Below are 20038 nucleotides of genomic sequence, written 5' to 3'. Positions count from 1 at the left end.
CGGGCGGCGCCGCCCCTCGGCGGGTGGGGCCTCCGGGACCAACATGGCGGCGCGCAGCATCGGGCACCGCGCCGCCCGATGACCCGGCCGGGCAGGGACATGCTCTCATGCCCGGCATGTATCGTCGGCCTGATCTCTGCAATGCCCCCGTGCAACGGCCCGGAGATGCCGCCGGCACGGGGCAGTTTCCCGGGCGGGACGGGCGGAAAGGGCACCCATGGGCGTACGGACGTCGCCGGGTAGCAAAGTCCGCGTCCCGCGGGCGCCCTGCCATGCGGGTGCCGTCGGCTCCCCCCGTGCATGTCCCATGCGCATTGCCCCGCCGCCTGGTGGCAGCGGGGCGATGCGGGATCCGGGGTTTCGCGGGGGAGGGGGCCGCCGGTGCCGGGGCGCGGAAGGACGGGCGGGACCGCGGCGCCGCGGTCCCGGCCCCGCTCAGCTGCCCAGGATCATGCCGCCATTGACGTGGATCGTCTGGCCGGTGACGAAGGCGGCGTCGCGGCAGGCGAGGTAGACATAGGCCGGGGCAATCTCGCGCGGCTGTCCCACGCGCCCGATCGGTGCGGCCATGTTCTTCAGGATGTCATCGTCGAAATCCTCGAAGACATTCTGGATATCCGTGGCCACCGGGCCCGGCGCCACCTCGTTCACCCGGATGCCGCGCTCCATGACCTGCTTGGCCAGCGCCCGGGTGAAGGCCGAGATCGCCCCCTTGGTCGCCGAATAGGGCAGGAGCGCGGCATGCCCGGCAAAGGCGTTGATCGAGGTCGTGTTGACGATGGCCGAGCCCGGCGCCATATGCGCGATCGCGGCGCGGGTCAGGCGGAACATCCCCGCCATGTTGACGTCGAAATGCGCCTGCCATTCCGCGTCCCCCACCTCCTCCAGCTTGGCGGAGGGTTTCTGGAACCCGGCATTGTTCACCAGCACGTCGATGGCGCCCCAGGCGGCGACCGTCTGGGCCACGGCATTGTCGCAATCCGCCGTGCTGGCCATGTCGGCGCGGATCACCAGCGCCTGGGCGCCCTCCGCCTCGATCCCGGCGCGGGTTTCGGCGGCCTTTTCCTCGGCAGAGCGGTAGAGGATCGCCACCTTCGCGCCCTCGCGCGCCATGTGCAGCGCGACGGCCCGGCCGATGCCGCTGTCGCCGCCCGAGATCAACACCCGCTTGCCCTCCAGCTTGCCCGAGCCGCGATAGTGATCGTCGATATATTCGGGCTCGGGCAGGTGGGAAACATGTCCGTCGGTCATCTGCGTCTCTCCTCAGGTGTCGATGGAGGCCACGGCGCCGCCATCGGCGCGCCAGGCGGAACCGTTGGTGAACCCGGCCCGGTCCGAGCACAGCAGCGCCGCGACCGAGGCGACCTCCTCGGGGCGGCCGCGGCGGCGCAGGCTCAGATAGGGGCGCTCCTCGGCGAGGAAGCTCTCGATCGCCTCCTCCCTGGAAACGCCCATCGCCTCGGCGCGCTTCTCCATCATGCCGTCGGTCATGGGGGTCTCGATGAAGGCCGGCATGACCGCGTTGACCAGCACGCCCTTCGGCCCGTAGGGCAGCGACAGCGCCTTGGTATAGCTCAGCAGCGCCGCCTTGGAGGCATTGTAGACCGCCTCGTCGGGATAGGGCTGCACCGCGTTCTCCGAGACGGTGAAGACCACGCGGCCCCAGCCTTTCGCCGCCATCGCGGGCACGAGGGCGCGGCTCATGCGGACGGCGGACATGAAATTGACGGTCCAGCATTCCGCCCAGTCCTCGTCGCGCATCTCCAGCGGGTCGCCCTTGGCCCCGGTCACCCCGGCCATGTGCACGAGGATGTCGGCCCCCCCGGCCTCGGCGATGCGCCCGGCGAGATCCGCGATCGCCCCGGGATCGGAGAGGTCGGCCGCACGGGTGCCGCCCACCGCCGGGCCGATCTCGGCGGCCGCGGCCTGCAATTGATCGGCATCCGTATCGGTCAGGAACAGCCGCACGCCCTCTTCGGCAAGGACCTGTGCCGTCGCCCGGCCGATCCCGCCCGCGGCGCCGGTGACGACCGCCAGTTTTCCGTCGATACCCAGTTTCATGACAGTTCCTTTCCTTGGGTCGCCGGATCAACAGCGCAGGCCGGGGCCGGTTCCCGCGCGCCATGCGGGAACCGGGACGGCGGCGCGGGCTTGTCCCCGCACGGCACCACGGGAGCAGGCGCGATGACGCAGGACAGGACGGACCGGCCGGGAACGGAGGCGGCGCTGCGGGCGCGGATCGCGCGGATCCCGGTGGAGGGATCGCCCGCGCAGATGCGCCGCGGCTTCGCGCGGCTGGCCGGAGCGCAGCCGCAGCTGGTGGAGACCGAACGCGGCGGCGTGCCCTGCCTGGCGGCGGGGGCAGGGCCGGAACTGGTCTGGTTCCATGGCGGCGGCTATGTCTTCGGCGCGCCGGAGACCCACGGGCTTCTCGCGCGGTATCTGGCGGCGCAGGGGCTGCGGGTGCTGCTGCCCCGCTACCGGCTTGCGCCGGAACATCCCTGGCCTGCCATGCTGGAGGACGCGATGGCCGTTGCCCGGGCCTCGGGGCCCGCGGCCGTCCTGGGCGGCGACAGCGCGGGGGGCCATCTTGCGCTCAGCGCCGCGCTGCGATGCGACGTGGCGGGGCTGGCGCTGGTCTCGCCCAATACCGACCGCAGCGGGCGGAGCCGCACGCGTGACCGCGACGGGGATGCGATGAATGACGATGCCACCGATGCGCGGCTGTTCCGCATGGCCATGCCCGGCGCCGATCCCGGCGCGGGGGAGGCCTCGCCGGTCCTCGCCGATCTGTCGCGCCTGCCTCCCCTGCATCTCGAGGCCGCGGGGGCGGAGATGCTGCTGGACGACACGCTGATCCTGGCCCGCGAGGCGGCGCTGGCCGGGGCCGACCTGCGGCTGCGCGTCGTGCCGGGGCTGTTCCATCTCTTTCCGCTCTGGCCGGATGCCCTGCCCGAGGGCGCGGCCGTGCTGGCCCGGATCGCCGCCTTCGTGCACGAGATGCAGGCCTGATCCCGGGCCCTGCCGCCCGCCCCCTTTCCGGCCGTCCCCTTTCCGGCCGCCGGCAGGGTTTTGAACCATTCCCGACCGCGCGACGACTGTCCTGAAAGCCCCGGCGCCGCAACCGGCGCCCTTCAGGGAGAGCCGCCATGCCCGCAATTCCGTCCGCATGCCTTCCGCGCCCCGCGCCCCGCGCCCCGGCGACCGCAGCCGTTCCGGTACTGCCCGATATCGAGGCAGGCTGCCCCTGCGGCAGGCAGGACCGGGCCCGGCGTGCCCTGTCGCAAAAGTTTCGCGAAAGGAAGCGCGCAAAACGCGCGCGAATCAGGTATGCGTGTATACAGGTAGTGAGTGACCCAAATCCGGGACCACCGCGGCACGCCGGCGTCTCCGGCATTCCCGGCCGCATCCCGCAGCAACAGGAGACCAGATGATGCAGGATATCTATGTCGACACCGTGACGGCGATCAATTTCAACAACGGCATCGTGCGCATGACCATGGTGGACCAGGATCCCGACAGCCTCGCCGACGGGGTTGCCACCCTGCCCGGCGAGAGCCATCCCGAACCGCGCCTGCGCCGCAAGCAGCAGGTCATCATGCCGCTCAACGGGTTCCTCTACATGGTCTCCGTCATCAAGGGCCTGGTCGATGACCCCAAGATGCAGCAGATCATCAGCCGCCACGTGGAGGCCGGCCTGCTGCCCGGCGCCGATGCCGCGCCGCCCGCCGCCGCCGAGTGATCCCTCCGGCGGCCGGGGCAGGTCCCGGCCGCTTCCGCGCCCCCTTGCCCCGCCGCGCCGTTTCCGGCGGAGGCCCTCCTTTCAGATACAGGATTGACCCATGGCCCGTTTCGGACGCCGCATCAGAAGAGCCGTCAAGAAAGTCAAGAAGGCGGTCACCCAGGCCGTCGAGATCATCAAGGACGTGGTCGAATTCACCTTCACGGGCGAGCTGTCGGGAACCGAGGGCAACGACACGCTGAACGCGATCGGGATCGCCGGGACGGTGAAGGCCAAGGGCGGCGACGACACGGTCAACCTGGGCGCGGGCGCGGTGACGGTGGAGGACACGACCGGCGCGCTGCAGGTCAATGGCGCCGCCGGATCGGTGAAGGTCCGCAAGAGCGGATCGGGCGACATCACCTTCCGCGGCGCGGCCGGTGCGGTCGATATCGTGACCAGGGGCGGCATCGACTATGCGGGGGCGGCCTTCTCAAACCAGCTCGAGACGGTCTCCGACGATGCGCTGCTGCGCTTCCGCGGGGCGGGCGGGTCGAACAGCATCAAGGGCACCGCCGCCACGGATGGCGACGGGTCGCGCATCGACGTGGATTTCGTCGGTGCCGGGGCGAAGAACGAGATCAGCACCCGGGCCGCCGCCAGCAAGGTGAGCTTCGCCGGGGGCGGCATCGCGAACAGCATCAGCGTGGTCGCCGATGACGCCGAGGTGGATTTCACCGGCGCGGGCGCCGATAACCGCATCAGCATCGGCACGCTGGAAGGCGACGTGCAGAAGGCGACGCGCAAGATCGGGACGCTGCTGGGCGGGGTCGCGTCAGGCAACCGCATGCTGTCCCTGGGCAGCAGGATCGGGACGGTGGCCGCCACCGCGACGAGCCAGGCGCCGACGCCGTCGGCGACCACCCGTGCCAAGGTCCGCTTCGACGGGGCAGGGGCCAATAACGTGATCGACGTGGGCGCCAACCGCACGGAGATCGAGTTCAACGGCGCCGGGGCCCATAACCGCATCTCGGCCACCGGATACGGCGCGGACTCGACCGCCGACATCTCCTATGCCGGGGCGGGGGGCTATACCGATATCGACGTGCTGGCCGACCGGGCGCGGGTGGATTTCGCGGGCGCGGGCATTGTCAATTCGATCTTCGTCCAGTCCGATGACGGGGCCGTCGATTTCGACGGGATCGGGGCGGGCAACATCGTGGATGTGCGCGCCCAGGACGAGACCGGCAATGCCAGCCGCGCCGAGGTGACCTTCGTCGGCGGCGGCGGGGCCAACATCATCGGCACCCAGGCCGCCGAGAGCCGCATCACCTTCCGCGGCGCGGGGGCCTATAACGAGATCGTGGCCGCCGGGCTGGGCACGGACAGCTTCGCCGAGGTCGATTTCGCCGGGGGCGGCGCCTGGAACGTCATCGATGTCGTGGCCGATCGCGGCGGGGTCCGCTTTGCCGGGGCCGGGGGCTATAACGAGATCTACCTGGAGACCCGCGACGGATCGGTCGCCTTCGACGGGGTCGGGGCGGCCAACCTGATCGACCTGCTGGAGAAGGAGGGCGCGGGCGAGAGCCGCGGCGATATCGACTTCACCGGCGGCGGCGGGGCCAATATCCTGCGCTCCTTCGTGGATCACGGCGATATCCGTTTCACCGGCGGCGGGGCCGCGAACCATGTCCGCCGGATCGGGTCCGACCTGGCGACGGGCGACGTGATCTTCACCGGCGGCGGCGGCGCGAATATCGTCACCTCGCGGGTGCTGCAGGGGGATATCGTCTTCACCGGCGGCGGCGCGCTGAACAAGGTGCGGCGCTGGATGGCCGGAGACGGCACGACCGGGGACGTGATCTTCGCGGGCGCCGGGGCGAAGAACGAGGTCCTGTCCTGGGTCCAGCACGGCGATATCCGCTTCGACGGGGTCGGGGCGGGCAATGACGTGCGCCGGGTCAACAAGGTGGAGGACTCCACCGGCGATGTCGTCTTCCGCGGCGGCGGCGGCGCCAATATCGTGCGCAGCGAGGTGGTGACCGGCGATATCGACTTTGCCGGGATCGGCGCGGCGAACGTGATCACGCGCCAGTCCTTCCATGACGGATCGCAGGGCGACATCCTCTTTGCAGGGGGCGGCGGCGCCAATGTGATCACATCGACCATCCGCCATGGCGACATCGACTTCACCGGCATCGGGCTGGCCAATGTCGTCACCCGCGCCGGGGACGCCCTCAGCACGGGGGATATCCGCTTTCTCGGGGGCGGAGGCGCCAATGTGATCACGCACGAGGTCAATGACGGCGATCTGCATTTCGCCGGGGCGGGGGCGGCCAATGTGCTGACCCGCCTGGCCGCCGGGACGGGATCGCGCGGCGACGTGGTCTTCTCGGGGGCGGGGATCGGCAATGCCGTCACCTCGCTGGTCGATCACGGCGATATCGTTTTCCAGGGCGCGGGGGGGGCGAATGTCGTCACCCGCCAGGGCGGGACGGGCTCCTCCGGCGACGTCGCCTTCACCGGTGTCGGGCTGGGCAATATCGTCACCCATCTCACCGATCACGGCGATACCGTGTTCCTCGGCGGCGGCGGCGGCAATGCCGTGACCCGCCGGGGCGCGACCGGCGATCTGGATTTCACCGGTGCGGGCATCGCCAACGTGATCGTGCATGATGTCGTATCGGGCGATCTGTCGGTCACGGCGGCCGGCGGCGCCAACGTGGTGACGCGCAGCGGCGCGGGCGACACGGAGGCCGTGCTGGCCGGGGGCGCCAATGTCCTGCTGGCCGGGATGGGCCGGGGTGCCGGCACCGAGACGGCCGGGGCCGCCAGCGATGTCGATGTCACCATGCTGGGCGGGGCCAATGTGCTGACGACCGATGTCACCGGCACCACCACGGCGCTGCTGGGCGGTCGCGCCAACGTGGCGCGGATCCATGGCCATGCCGATGTCACCGCGGTCGGATCGGTCAACGTCATCACCACCGGCGCGCAGGCGGACACGATCCGCAGCTTCGGCATCGCCAACGTGATCACCACCTCCGGCGACAATAACCGCATCGAATCCTACGGCGCTTTCAGCGTCATCCGCGACGGGGGCGAGGATGTGGCCGCCTCCGAGAAGGCGGAGGGAGAACTGACGCTGGTCGATGTCATCTCGGGCGCCACCGGCGCGGTGATCGACACCACGATCGACGGGATCGAGGGGGGGCAGGAGGATGCCTTCTCGGATCCCGGGATCTACCTGGAGGCGATCGAGGGCGCGCTCGACCTGGGAGAGACGGCGGGGGCGGCCACCGGTCCGGCGGTCGCCGACGATCCGCAGGCGGAGCCCGGCGATCCTGTCCCGAGCCTGGAGGAGGCGATGGCCGCCCGCGGCGCCCCGGCGGATCCGGCAACCGGCACGGAGCCGGGCGCGGAGCTGGGCGATGACTGGGCGGTGATGGCAGAGGCCGAGGTCTCGGCGCGCGCCGACCCCGCCGCCGCCGCGCCGCAGGAGGCGCCCGCGATCGACGAGGCCGCCCTGACCGCCGGGGTGGATGCGGAACTGGAGCGTCACGCCGCGGGGCTGGAGAAGGCGCGCAGATCCGCCGACGAGGTGGCGGCGGAGACCGAGGCCGAGGGCGCCCGCGCCGCCGAGGAGGAGGAGGATGCCGGGGACGACTCCGTCGCCTCCGGCACCGATATCGCGCAGATCGGCGATGTCGAGGATGACGAGAACGGGGTGATCGGCGCCAAGGCCGGGTTCGGTTTCGAATTCGCGGGGGCCAATTACAACACCGCGATCCTGGCGGGCCTGGCCAATGTCGCCTCCTTCGGGACCAAGGACGATTTCGTCATCGCCGCCTCGGCGCTGAACTATATCAGCGCGGGCGACGGCGACGATGTCGCGCTGATGCTGGGGCTGGGCAATGTCTTTCTCGGCGGGGACGGCAATGACGTGGCCGTTCAGCTGGCCGCGGGAAATGTCGCGCTGATGGGCGAGGGCAACAAGGATGTCGCCATCCAGGCGGGGCATTCGAACTTCGCCGGCAAGGACGGCGACGGGGATCTCTATGCCTTCGCGCTGGGGACGGCCAATTTCGTCTATCACGGCGGGATGCGCACCGACCAGAGCGCCGACAGGACTGGCAACCTGGTCGCCGTGATGGGCGGCTATCTCAATGTCGCGCACAAGCAGGGCGACGGCAATGTCACCGGCATCCAGATGGGCAATATCAACACGCTGAGCCATGCCGGGGACGGCCGCTATGTCGCGGTGATGCTGGGGTCGGTCAATGTGGCGACGAAGGTCGGCGCGGGCGACGCCTATTTCTTCATGGGCGGCAACCTGAATGTCGCGACCCATGTGAATGCCCATGGCGCGGCGGCGCGCACCGTCTTCGTCATGGCCGGGCGGGTGAACGTGGCGACCAGCGTCGGCGACGGGCTGATGGTGGGGATCTTCCTGGGCACCGCCAATATCGTCACCCGCGTCGGCAACGGCACGGTCGGGGTCGCCATGCTGGGCAAGGCCAATGTGCTCAGCGTGGTCAACAGCGACAATTCGGCGATGTATGCCGCGGTCGGCGGCAAGGTCAATGCCGTCACCAAGGCCGGCGACGGGGTGCTTGTCGCACTCGGCTATGGCGGCATCGCCAATGTCGTGACCCATGTCGGCGACGGCACGACGGTCGCGGTGCAGGTCGGCAAGCTGAACGTGATGACCAAGATCGGCAACAGCTATGCGGGCCGCGACGGCAAGGGCGCGACGGTCATGATCGGCGCGGGCCAGGCCAATATCGTCACCCATGTCGGTGACGGGACCACGGTGATCGCCGCGGACGGGATCCTGAATGTCGCGACCAAGGTCGGCGACGGCTCCACCGTGGCGCTGCTGAACGGCCAGGCGAATGTCGCCATCCATGTCGGCGACGGCATGTTCATCGGCGTGTCCGTGTCGAAGGTGCGCCCCGGCAGCAGGACGGCCAAGGCGGCCAAGACCGTGGACAGCGCCGCGGCGGTGACGCAGGCGCTGACCGACCCGATCCCGCCGCATGACGGCGAACGCGCCCTGGGGATCCTCGACATCCTGATGACCGAGAACGGCGAGGCCGGGCATGGCCGGGAAGGGCCGCAGATGCAGACCGACCGGCTGTCCAGCCTGCTGCGTCCGGGCAATGACGAGGCCTTTGCCGCGATGATGCTGCGCTTCACCACCCTGGCCGCGGATGTCGAAACCGGCATCGAGGATGCGGCGAACGGCATGCCGGGCAGCGGGCGCGGCGGCCCGGATCTGGGCGGCGCGTCGGAGGCGATCGGGGATGCGGCGCAGAAGATCGGCAATTCCGCGACCAAGTCGCCCTCGCTGTCGACCATGTACAACCAGGTCGCCAACCAGGTTTCGGCCAATATCGGGGCGAAATTCGGCAAGGGCGACGTCATCTTCACCCAGGTGGGGCTGAATTCCAAGTCCAAGCCCTTCGCCAAGACCGCAAACGGCACCGATCCGGGGCAGGGAGATGCGGGCCGGCAGCTGGGGGAGGCGGCGCAGAAGGTCGGTTCCACCAATGCGCTGCAGACCCTACTGGGCAGCCTCGATTTCGATTTCGCCGCCAATATCTTCTTCCGCATCGGCGACGGCCGCACGGTGGTCGGGCAGCGGGGCAGCTTCAACCTGGTGGCGAATTATGTCGACCGCATCGATGAGGGCTCCGAGGAGGAGACCGCCTTTGCCGCGGGCGAGCGCGACCATGGCCACGGTTTCGATTTCGTGCATGCCGCCAGCGGCGATTCCAATGTGTCGGTCGATGTCAGCGAGGACCGGATCTTCGTGGCGGGCAGCCCCGATGGCGGGCTGAACCTGGACGGGGACGGGGCGCTTCGCACCGCGCGGGGCCGGGATTCGCTGTCGCTGTTCAACGGCTCGATGAATGCCGCGATCAAGATCGGCGACGGATCCAGCCTGCGCGGCATGATGGGCCGCTACAACCTGGGCGTGACCGTCGGCAACGGCTCCGAGATCGCGGTGACCAAGGGCAGCTACAACGCCGTGATCCGGGTCGGCAGCGTGATCGAGGGCGATGACGACAACAATTTCCGCATCGGCGGCGAAAGCGGTCCGATGGACGGGATGAAACTGACCGTCGGGCAGAACAACGCCGTGATCGAATACGGGTTCTCCAACGACCTGCTGGTCAATATCGGTTCGGTCGGGGGCAGCCCGTCGGAGGAGGCCGCCGCGGCCAGCTATCGCGAGAGGCTCGGGGCTGCGGTGAATTCGGCTCTGGATTTCGGCAAGGTCCAGAAGGGCTATCTCGGCGATACCGGCAAGGTGGGGGGGCCGGTCTCCTTCGCCTCGACCAAGCGCAGCACCGTGATCGCCGATGTCGGACGCAACGCGGCGTCGGCCCTGGGCAATTTCGGCATGCTCGCGCTGTTCGGCGTCTCCGGCAGCACGGCGGTGAATTACGGCAGCGGGGCGGGGCAGAATTCCGGCCAGTATGCCCGCCGCACGTCGGAATCGCAGATCACCAAGTTCCCCAAGGCGATCTCCACCGGCCTGGCGGGCATCGGCAGCGGCATGAGCAGCCTGGCCGGGCTGTTCACCAGGACCTCCCAGGATCCCGTCCTCGGACCGCAGCGCCACAACACCGCGCTGAATGCCCAGATCAAGGAGCGGCGCGCCGCGTCGCAGAAACTGGTGCGCAACGCGGGCACCTATCAGGACGGCTATGAAATCCGCAGCGCGATGGACGAGATCGTCGGTGCCTATACGGACGGGTTCAAGCAGGGCGGCAACGTGGTGCAGGCCGGGGCGGGGGCGGATATCGTCGTCACCTACGGCTCGGGCAACCTCGTCTTCGGGGATAACGCCTCGGCCTTCCTGGTCGATTTCTCGATCGCCGCCTTCTTCCCGGCCCATGCCCAGGCGCTGTCCCTGAACGAGCTGATCGCGATGTGGGTGAACACGCCGCACGAAAAGAACGCGGATGCCCTGTTCCAGAGCAAGGACAAGTTCAACAAGGCCGCCACCGACCAGAAGCACTGGACCGCGACGCAGCGGACCATCGAATTCGTCGAGTGGTTCCAGAATTTCGGCGATATCGGGATCACCATTCCCTATTTCACCTTCGGCGAGATGTTCAATTACGGCTACAATGCCGACGGCTCGATCCAGGGGTACGGCACCGACTGGAACGCGGTGGCGGGCCAGTTCCTCAATGCCTTCTGGATCGACCTGACGCTGCCCTCCAGCATCCTCGGCGGGGCCGTGGGCTCGGCCGGGGCCCAGGGGATCAACGCGCTGCTGGGCAATGACGCCTTCGCCATGGCCGGGAACATGCTGGGCGGGTTCATGCCCGACCTTGGCGAGAACACCCCCGATTTCTTCCAGCCGCAGGACGGCGAGGACACCGATCCCGAGGCCGTGACCGACACGGATCCCCTGGCCGAGCTGGAGGCGTTCATGTACGAAACCGACTCCGTGGGGGACGGTTCGCTGGGCGATCTCTATTTCGGCCCCTCCGGCTTCCCGGTCATTCCCGGCATTCCCAATTTCTCGGCCCTCTACGAGACGATCGTGAATTTCCGCGACGTGGTGTCCGTGGGCGAGGGCGGGCCGCTCGACAACCTGCGCAACATCACCGAGACGCTCGACATCCTCCAGGGCGACGGCGACATCCTCGTCGCGGCGGGCGGCGGCAACATGCAGTTCGGCGGCCATGGCGACGACCTGATGATCGCCATGGGCGAGGTCGGCCACAATTTCGGCGGCTACGGCAACGACTTCATCCTCAGCATCGGCAAATACGGCTATCTCAACGGCAATGGCGGGGATGACTACCTGCTGGGGCTGGGCGCCTACAACACCGTGCATGACCAGCAGGGCAACAATACCGTTCTGGCCGTCGGCGACCGCAACGACATCCGCCTGGGCAACGGCAATGACACGATCCTGGTCGTGGGCAACAAGTCCAAGGCCCGTGCCGGGGGCGGCTACAACTTCGTCATGGCCTACGGCGCCAAGAACTCGATCTACCTGGCGGGCAATGACGTGGTCTTCGGCGTCGGGGGCGAGAACAACTACTACATCCTCGGCGGCAGCTCCAGCCGCGCGCTGGTGCATAATCTCGGCGCGGCCAGCATCACCCTGTCGCCCGGCGCCAAGGCCTATGTCGAGGCGCTCAGCGACGGCGACACCTTCACCGGCAGCGGCGGCGAGGACCTTCTGGTCTTCTCGCGCGACAGCGATGCCGGCGAGATGATCGGCGACAGCGACGCTGGGGCGGAGGAGCTGCGCCGCCAGGCGGAGCTGGATCCCGAGACCTTCGGCGCGGCCTGGTCGGCGCTGCAGGATGGCGGCGTGACCAAGTCCCATGACACGATCCTCATGCGCGGGCGCAACACCGTGGCCTTCGGCGGCTCGGCCGGGTCCAAGGACCAGGACCGCTACATCCTCGGTTACGGGCTGAAGGACGGCGTGATCCTCGACGCGGCCGGGCAGAAGCTGGGCTTCGGCGACGAGACCGAGGACAAGATCATCCTCGGCGAAAGGCTGGGCCTGGGCGATTACAGCGTCGAGCTGATGGAGGATGCGGTGATGTTCCGCCGCGAGGGCGACGACCTGCTCATCTTCATGCCCGATCACCGGGTCTTCGCCGATGCCGCCGCGCCGCTGAACCCTGAGGCGCTGCTGGATGACGACCCGGACAACGATACCGAGGCGATGAACTCGGTGCGGGTGGCGGATTACTTCAACTCCAGGACCAGCAACGGCGCGCAGGTCGTGCTGTCGGTCTGGGACGAGGGGGCGGGCGCCGCCTCCTTCCTGGCGAAGTGGAACGGCGAATACGAGGCGGAAGAGGTCCGCGCCGCGGCCGCCGCCACGGAATCGGGCCGCGATGTCGAGGCCGTCCATACCTGGTCGGATCACGAATTCTCGCATTATTCATATCTGACCCGCGACGGGATCAAGGCGATGATCGCCGCGTTCGAGGCGCGCAAGGCGGCCCTTGCGGCCGCGGGTGGCGCGCTGCCCGCGGATGCCGAGATCTGGGCCGGGCTGTGGCGCGGCGAATACGATGCGCAGGCGCAGGGCTGGAAGGCCGGGGGCCGGGTGCGCATCGGCACGGGGCTGGAGGAATACAAGATCGCCCAGGCCCGGGGCCTGTTCCTGGCCGGCGGTGTCGGCGACGAGCGGATCGAGGGCACGGTGCTGGCCGACGTGATCGAGGGCGGGGCCGGGAATGACACGCTCTCGGGCGGCGCGGGCAGCGACACGATCTTCGGCGGGGCCGGGAACGACCTGCTGGACGGGGGAACCGATCCCGCGGCCGCGCCCGGCACGCCGGAACTGGCGGAAGAGGCCGACCGCCTGGACTATCGCGGGCTCGGCGCCGGGATCCGCGCCGACCTGCGCACCGGGGAAGTGACCGGCACGTCCGGCGGCGCGGCCTTCGCCGACACGGTCAGCGGCTTCGAGGAGCTGTCGGGGACGGATCACGCCGACATGCTCGACGGCAGCGACGGCGATGACCGGATCTTCGGCAATGGCGGGCTGGACGTGCTGCGGGGCCGCGGCGGCAGCGACCATCTCGATGCCGGGACCGGCGCGGCCGTGGTCGATGGCGGGGCGGGCGACGACACGATCGTGGCCGGGGGCATGTTCGCCGGGGCGGTGCCGGGCCTGGTCGTCGACAGCCAGATCGACGGCGGCGCGGGGTCGGACTGGATCGACCTGTCCGGGGCGGCGCAGGCCGTCCGGATCGACATCGCGGCGCGCGAGGTTCTGTCCGGCGGCGCCCGGATCGACTTCGCCGGGGTGGAGAATGCCATCGGCAGCGCCCATGACGACACGCTGACCGGCGGCGCGCAGGCCAACTGGCTCGATGGCGGGGACGGGGACGACCTGTTCACCGGGGACCTGGCGGGGGACACCCTGACCGGCGGCGCGGGGATGGACACGCTCGACCTGTCCGCGGCCGCGGCGGCGGTGGAGATCGACCTGGGCACCGGCCGCTTCGCCACGGCGGGCGTCGCCGGGGGCGGGATCGACGGGATCGAGACGATCATCGGCACCCGTTTCGCCGACACGCTGGCCGGCGCCGGGGGCGTGGCCGAGGTGCTGATCGGCGGCGGCGGCGGCAATGTGCTGACCGGCAACGGGGGCGACCTCGACATGGTCAGCTACCGCGACCGCGGCGGGGCGGTGGAGATCGACCTGCAGGCGGGACTGGCCGTGACCGCCAGCGGCACGGACAGCCTGTCGGGCTTTGCGCTGGCCGAGGGTTCGGACCAGGGCGACACGCTGCGCGCCGCCGCGACGGGGTCCGGCCTGCATGGCGGGGCGGGGGCGGACCTGCTGCTGGGCGGGGCGGGCGACGATATCCTCGCCGGCGGCACCGGCAGCGACACGCTCGATGGCGGGGCGGGACGCGACCTGGCCGATTTCGGCGATCTCGACCGGGGCGTGGAGGTCGACCTTGCCGCGGGCCGGGCCGTTCTGGGCGCCGAAATCGACCATCTCGCCGGCATCGAGGACCTGGCGGGATCGCGCGGCGACGACACGCTGACGGGCGATAACCTGGCCAACGAGATTTTCGGGGGGGCGGGCGATGATGCGCTGACCGGCCGCGGCGGGGCGGATGCGCTTTATGGCGAGGCGGGGGATGACCTGCTGTTCGGCGGGGTCGGCAACGACCTCCTGCTGGGCGGAGAGGGCAATGACACGCTGCGCAGCGGGGCGGGTGACGACACGCTGATCGGCGGCGCGGGGGACGACCTGTTCGTGGTTTATGCCGGGGCGGGGGACAATGTCATCGAGACCCCGGATCACGCGCTGGAGGACGGGCCGGGCGCGCTGAGCACGATGGACGACACCTCCCGCGACGTGCTGCAGATCGGCGAGGCCGCGGAGGAGGTCGGCGCCCGGGATCTGTGGTTCAGCCGCGACGGCGATCACCTGCTGCTGGAGGTGCTTGGCGGTGGCGAGACGGTGCTGAGCCGCCACCAGATCAGCAACTGGTACGCCTATGACGACACCAGCGCGCATCGCATGGACGAGTTCCGCATCGCCGGGTCCAGCCTGACGGGGGCGGCGGCGCAGCAGCTGGTCGAGGCCATGGCCGCCTGGTCGCCGGCCGAGGGCATGATCGAGGACCGCCATGCCGCGTTGCGCGGGGACGAGGACCTGCAGATCGCGCTGGCGGCGGCGTGGAAACCCACGGGCGGGCTGACCTTCGCCGCCTGAGCCGGGCCGCGTCGGACCGGCCCGGTCCGGCGGGCGCCGGGGCGGGTGCCGCAAAAAAGGGCAGCCCTGCGGAAATTCCGCGGGGCTGGCCGCGGAAACGCCATGAAACTGTGACTTGTGATTGGTATCCCGGTATACACGTACAGGAACCATCCCCCCATCCGGAGGACAGGACATGCGACAGATCCATCGCGACACCCCCGAGACGGCGGCGGCAGGGGCAGGGCCGCAGGAAGACGGGGCGGCGACCGATACCGGACTGGTCTGCCTGGTCAACCTGCTGCAGGTCCTGGGCCTGCCCGCCGATCCCGCGCAGCTGCGCCATCAATATGCCGAACCCGGGCGCCCCCTGTCGGCCGAGGCGATGGTGCGCGCGGCCCGGCGGATGGATCTGAAGGCGCGGGTGTCGCGCATCGGGTGGTCCGCGCTGAAGGACCTGCCCGTCCCGGCCATCGTCGAGATGCGTTCGGGCGCCTTCATGGTGCTGGGCGGGCTGCGCGAGGGCAAGGTCCTGCTTCTCGATGCGCTGGCGGGACAGGTCGTCGCCCGCGAGGCGGCCGCCTTCCGGGAGGACTGGACCGGGCGGGTCGTCCAGATCGCGCGCCGCGCCAGACTGGGCGGCAGGGGCTCGACCTTCGACATCTCCTGGTTCGTGCCGGCCATCCTGAAATACCGCAGGCTCTTCGCCGAGGTGCTGATCGCCTCCTTCTTCCTGCAGCTCGCGGCGCTGGTGACGCCGCTGTTCTTCCAGGTGGTGATAGACAAGGTGCTGGTCCATCGCGGGCTGACGACGCTGGACGTGCTGGTCTTCGCGCTGGTCGTGGTCTCGGTCTTCGAGGTCGTCCTGGGCGGGCTGCGCACCTATATCTTCGCCCATACCACCAACCGCATCGATGTCGAGCTGGGGGCGAGGCTCTACCGCCATCTGCTGGCGCTGCCGCTGTCCTATTTCGAATCCCGCCAGGTCGGGCAGTCCGTGGCGCGGGTGCGCGAGCTGGAGACGATCCGCGACTTCATCACCGGATCGACCCTGACCCTGCTGATCGACGCGGTCTTCACCGTCGTGTTCTTCGCGGTGATGTGGTATTTCAGTCCGATGCTGACGCTGATCGTGGCGGGGTCCATTCCCTTCTACGTTCTGCTCGCGGTCTTCGTCACCCCCGTGCTGCGCCACCGCCTGGAGGAGAAGTTCGAGCATGGCGCGCGCAACCAGGCCTTCCTGGTGGAAAGCGTCACGGGCATGGAGACGATGAAGGCCCTGTCGGTGGAGCCCCAGTCCCAGCGCCGGTGGGAGGAACAGCTGGCCGCCTATGTCGGCGCCTCCTTCCGCACCACCAACCTGGGCAACATCGCCGGGCAGGCCACGCAGCTGGTCAGCAAGATCACGACGGCGCTGACGCTCTATTTCGGGGCGCTGGCCGTGGTCGACGGCGCGCTGAGCGTCGGCCAGCTGGTGGCCTTCAACATGCTGGCCTCGCGCGTCACCGGCCCGATCCTGAGGCTGGCGCAGCTGTGGAACGAGTTTCAGCAGGCGCGGCTGTCGGTGCAGCGGCTGGGCGACATCCTCAACACCCCGACCGAGCCGCAATACAATCCCAACCGCGCCACGCTGGCACGGGTGGAGGGCCGGGTCGTCTTCGACCAGGTGCGGTTCCGCTACCGGCCCGACCTGCGCGACGTGCTGACGGATATCTCGATGGATATCGCGCCGGGCCAGGTGGTGGGGATCGTCGGCCCCTCGGGCTCGGGCAAGTCGACCCTGGCCAAGCTGGTGCAGCGCATGTACCTGCCCTCGGCGGGGCGGATCCAGGTCGACGGCATCGACCTGTCCACGGTCGATCCGGGCTGGCTGCGCCGGCAGGTCGGCGTGGTGCTGCAGGAAAACCTTCTGTTCAACCGCTCCGTGCGCGAGAATATCGCGCTGGCCGATCCCGGCATGCCCTTCGAGCGGGTGGTGGAGGCGGTGCGCATGGCCGGGGCGGAGGAGTTCATCGCCGACCTGCCCGAGGGCTACGACACGCTGGTCGGCGAACGCGGCTCGAACCTGTCGGGCGGGCAGCGCCAGAGGCTGGCCATCGCGCGGGCGCTGGTGCGCAACCCGCGGATCCTCATCTTCGACGAGGCGACCTCGGCCCTAGATTACGAATCCGAACGCATCATCCAGCAGAACATGCGCCGCATCTGCGCGGGGCGGACGGTGATGATCATCGCCCACCGCCTGTCCACCGTGCGCCATGCCGACCGGATCCTGACGCTGGAGGCCGGGCGGGTGGTGGAGGACGGATCGCATGACGCGCTGCTGCGCGCGGGCGGCGCCTATGCGCGGCTGTGGCGCATCCAGTCCGGCGACAGCGCGAGCGCTGCGTGATGGCGATGACGGGCGATCCCTCCCCCCGGACCACCGCGCTGCCCGGGGCGGCGCGCGACTTCCTTCCCGCCGCGCTGGAGATCCTTGAGACCCCGGCCAATCCCGCGGGGCGGGCGCTGGCGCTGGTGATCGCCGCGATGCTGAGCATCGCCATCGGCTGGGCGGTGCTGGGCAAGGTCGATGTCGTCGCCGTCGCCCCGGGGCGCACGGTGGCGGTGGGCGGCAACAAGCTGGTCCAGCCGCTGGAGATCGGCACGGTCCGCGCGATCCATGTCGCCGACGGCGAGACGGTCGCGGCCGGGCAGGTGCTGGTGGAACTGGACCCGACCGAGGACGAGGTCGATTTCGGGCAGCTCAGCCGACAGCGCGCCGAACAGGCGCTGGAAACCGCGCGGCAGCGGGCCTTCATCGGCAGCCTCCTCGGCGAGGAGGCCGGGTTCGACGCGACGGCAACCGGCGCGCCCGAGCTGCTGGTGCGCATCCACCGCACCCAGCTGGAGAGCGACCTGGCGGCCTTTGCCGCCGAACGGGCCAGCCTGGAGGCCGAGCGCAGCCGCCGCCTGTCGGCGCAGGGCTCGGCGGTCTCGGAACTGGCCAAGAGCGCGGAGATCCTGCCGATCCTGCGCGAACGCGAGGCCGCCAGCCGCGATCTCTACGACAAGGGCCTGACCACCCGTCCGCAATGGCAGCAGGTCCAGGCCAGCCTGATCGAGGCCGAGCACGACCTGGAGATCCGCCGCAACCGGCTGGCGGAGGCGGGGACGGGGCTGGTCGCCATCGATCGAGAACTGGCCTATCAGCGCGCCGACCGGCTGCGCCTGGCCTATGCCGCGCTGACCGAGGCGGAGACCGCGCTGGCCCAGATCGAGCTGGCGCTGCAGCGGGCCGAGGCCCGCCGCGCCCGGCGGGTGCTGCGGGCGCCGGTGGCGGGCACGGTGCAGCAGCTGGCCGTGCACACGGTCGGCGGGGTGGTCCAGCCGGGCAGTCCGCTGATGGTGATCGTTCCCGCCGATGCGCGGATGGAGATCCGCGCCCGCGTGCTCAACCGCGACATGGGCCGCATCCGCGAGGGCATGCCCGTCGAGGTGAAGCTGGAGGCCTTCAACTTCACCCGCTACGGCACCGTTCCCGGGACCCTGGTGTCGCTGTCGCAGGACGCGATCGAGACCGAGGCGGCCGGGCTGGTCTACGAGGCGCGCATCGCGCTGGAGCGCCCGGATATCCTGGCCGAGGGCGCAGCGGTGCGGATCCCGCCCGGCATGGCCGTCACCGCCGAGATCCGCACCGGCCAGCGCCGGATCGCGGATTTCCTGCTTTCTCCGCTGAAACGCTACCGGCAGGAGGCGATCCGCGAACCCTGAGCGCCTTGCCTTTCCTTGCCGGGGCGGGCTCAGCCGCGGGTATTGTCGCGCACCCGCGCGAACAGGTCCGCGGCCCGCCGGTCGGCATAGCCGGTGATATCGGCGATCTGGCCCTTCAGCCTCTCGGTCGCCCGGCCCGGATCGGCGGCGAGGTCGCGCATGTACCAGCGCACCGCGCGCCAGAAGCTGGCCGAGAAGGCATCGGCCAGCACCGGGTCCTCCACCAGCTGGGCCAGCCCGGCATGCAGCCGGGTCAGAAGCTCGTATTGCAGCTCCGGGTCATCGGGCTGCATCGAGCGCGCGAACCCTTCCAGTGCCAGGATGTCGGCATGCTGTGAGACGCTCAGCGCGGGCAGGTCGTGGCGCAGGATCGCGTCGATGATCCCCTTGTAGCTGCGCAGGTCGCGCAGGCGGTCCTGTTCCAGCAGCGGCGTGACCACGGTGCCGACCCCCGAGCGCGTCTGCACCAGCCGTTCATAGGCGAGGCGCTGCAGGATCTGGCGGATCGGGGTCCGCGACATGCCGAAGCGGCGGGACAACTCGGTTTCGTGCAGCACCGTCTCGCCGTCGGAGGCATGGATGCAGATATCCCGGCGGATGGAGTCCAGCGCGGTCTCGGCCTTCGAGGCTCTGTTCATTCGGGTCGGTCTTTCTTCCTGTTGGTCGGCATTTTCCTGTCCTGCCATCTATGCGTCAATACGATGTTCCTGTATACAGGAGTGTAAGGAGCGCAGTTTCAGAGGTATGTCATGATTCCGCCCAGTCCTCCACCACCTCCGCAGCGCAGGCTGCCGCTTGCCGACCTGGCCGTTCTTGCCGGGCTCCTGCTGCTCGCCGGGCTGGCCGCGGCCAATGTCCTGTCGAACATGCAGCGATCCGGCATGACCCCGGGATTCGGCTTCCTCGGCAGCCAGGCCGGGTTCGATGTCAGCGAGACGCTGCTGCGCTACTCCCCGCAGGACAGCTATGCCCGGGTCGTGCTGGCCGGGGTTCTCAACACGCTTCTTCTCGCAGCGGTCAGCCTGGTGCTGGCGACGCTGGCGGGGCTGGCGGTGGGGCTGGCCTCGGTCGGACCCAGCCGGGTCGGCGCGCGGCTGGCGCTGCTTTACGTGGAGCTTCTGCGCAACCTGCCCAAGCTGCTGATCCTGCTAGTGCTTTTCGTGGCCGCCGTGACCGGTCTGCCGCATGTGCGCGAGGCGCTGTCGCTGGGGCCGGTGCATCTGTCGAACCGCTCGCTGCATTTCCCGCTGCCGGTCTGGGACCCCGCCCATGCGCTGCCCCTGTGGGCGGCGCTGGCGGCGCTGCCCCTGGCCCGGGCCGTGGCGGGGCGGCTGCGGCTGCGCCGCGACCGGACC

At 69.8% G+C, this 20038-nt stretch carries 8 protein-coding genes and 1 pseudogene; 6 read left to right on the top strand and 3 right to left on the bottom strand.

Annotated features, from left to right (window positions below):
* Positions 1-435: 435 nt before the first annotated feature.
* Together ICN82_RS11520 and ICN82_RS11515 are read right to left on the bottom strand one after the other, a co-directional pair.
* Positions 436-1251, bottom strand: coding sequence for an SDR family oxidoreductase (locus ICN82_RS11520; RefSeq protein ID WP_193182855.1), 816 nt, complete (start codon positions 1249-1251; stop codon positions 436-438).
* 12 nt (positions 1252-1263) lie between these two features.
* Entirely contained in the window at positions 1264-2061 is a 798-nt protein-coding gene (locus tag ICN82_RS11515) for an SDR family NAD(P)-dependent oxidoreductase (RefSeq protein WP_193182853.1), read from the bottom strand.
* 123 nt (positions 2062-2184) lie between these two features.
* Between ICN82_RS11515 and ICN82_RS11510 the strand changes: the two genes are divergently transcribed.
* From ICN82_RS11510 to ICN82_RS11490, 5 genes are all read left to right on the top strand, one after another.
* On the top strand, positions 2185-3012 hold the full coding sequence (locus ICN82_RS11510) for an alpha/beta hydrolase (protein ID WP_193182851.1): 828 nt from the start codon (positions 2185-2187) through the stop codon (positions 3010-3012).
* Between the two features lie 418 nt (positions 3013-3430).
* On the top strand, positions 3431-3742 hold the full coding sequence (locus ICN82_RS11505) for a peptide chain release factor 1 (RefSeq protein WP_193182849.1): 312 nt from the start codon (positions 3431-3433) through the stop codon (positions 3740-3742).
* Positions 3743-3842: 100 nt separating this feature from the next.
* Positions 3843-14954 (top strand): hypothetical protein, encoded by an 11112-nt coding sequence (locus ICN82_RS11500; protein WP_193182847.1) that lies wholly within the window; start codon positions 3843-3845, stop codon positions 14952-14954.
* 175 nt (positions 14955-15129) lie between these two features.
* Complete coding sequence (locus ICN82_RS11495; protein WP_193182845.1) at positions 15130-17322, top strand: type I secretion system permease/ATPase; 2193 nt, start codon at positions 15130-15132, stop codon at positions 17320-17322.
* Entirely contained in the window at positions 17322-18683 is a 1362-nt protein-coding gene (locus ICN82_RS11490) for an HlyD family type I secretion periplasmic adaptor subunit (protein ID WP_226898443.1), read from the top strand. Before ICN82_RS11495 ends, ICN82_RS11490 begins: the two co-directional genes overlap by 1 nt.
* Before the next feature lie 29 nt (positions 18684-18712).
* On the opposite strand, the gene ICN82_RS11485 is transcribed toward ICN82_RS11490, so the two are convergent.
* Positions 18713-19321 (bottom strand): GntR family transcriptional regulator, encoded by a 609-nt coding sequence (locus tag ICN82_RS11485; RefSeq protein WP_193182841.1) that lies wholly within the window; start codon positions 19319-19321, stop codon positions 18713-18715.
* Positions 19322-19432: 111 nt separating this feature from the next.
* Here ICN82_RS11485 and ICN82_RS11480 point away from each other — a divergent pair.
* Positions 19433-20038 (top strand): annotated as a pseudogene (locus ICN82_RS11480) (hypothetical protein); the annotation flags it as partial.

Source organism: Mangrovicoccus algicola (assembly GCF_014903745.1).
GTDB classification, from domain to species: domain Bacteria; phylum Pseudomonadota; class Alphaproteobacteria; order Rhodobacterales; family Rhodobacteraceae; genus Mangrovicoccus; species Mangrovicoccus algicola.
The sequence above is the reverse complement of the archived record's forward strand: the minus strand, read 5'-3'. Positions and strand labels throughout refer to the sequence as shown.

What these genes read in the sequence shown, in the direction of transcription:
- ICN82_RS11485 (WP_193182841.1), bottom strand. Translation starts at nt 19,321, where the DNA reads ATGAACAGAGCCTCGAAGGCCGAGACCGCGCTGGACTCCATCCGCCGG.
- ICN82_RS11490 (WP_226898443.1), top strand. Translation starts at nt 17,322, where the DNA reads ATGGCGATGACGGGCGATCCCTCCCCCCGGACCACCGCGCTGCCCGGG.
- ICN82_RS11495 (WP_193182845.1), top strand. Translation starts at nt 15,130, where the DNA reads ATGCGACAGATCCATCGCGACACCCCCGAGACGGCGGCGGCAGGGGCA.
- ICN82_RS11505 (WP_193182849.1), top strand. Translation starts at nt 3,431, where the DNA reads ATGATGCAGGATATCTATGTCGACACCGTGACGGCGATCAATTTCAAC.
- ICN82_RS11520 (WP_193182855.1), bottom strand. Translation starts at nt 1,251, where the DNA reads ATGACCGACGGACATGTTTCCCACCTGCCCGAGCCCGAATATATCGAC.
- ICN82_RS11515 (WP_193182853.1), bottom strand. Translation starts at nt 2,061, where the DNA reads ATGAAACTGGGTATCGACGGAAAACTGGCGGTCGTCACCGGCGCCGCG.
- ICN82_RS11500 (WP_193182847.1), top strand. Translation starts at nt 3,843, where the DNA reads ATGGCCCGTTTCGGACGCCGCATCAGAAGAGCCGTCAAGAAAGTCAAG.
- ICN82_RS11510 (WP_193182851.1), top strand. Translation starts at nt 2,185, where the DNA reads ATGACGCAGGACAGGACGGACCGGCCGGGAACGGAGGCGGCGCTGCGG.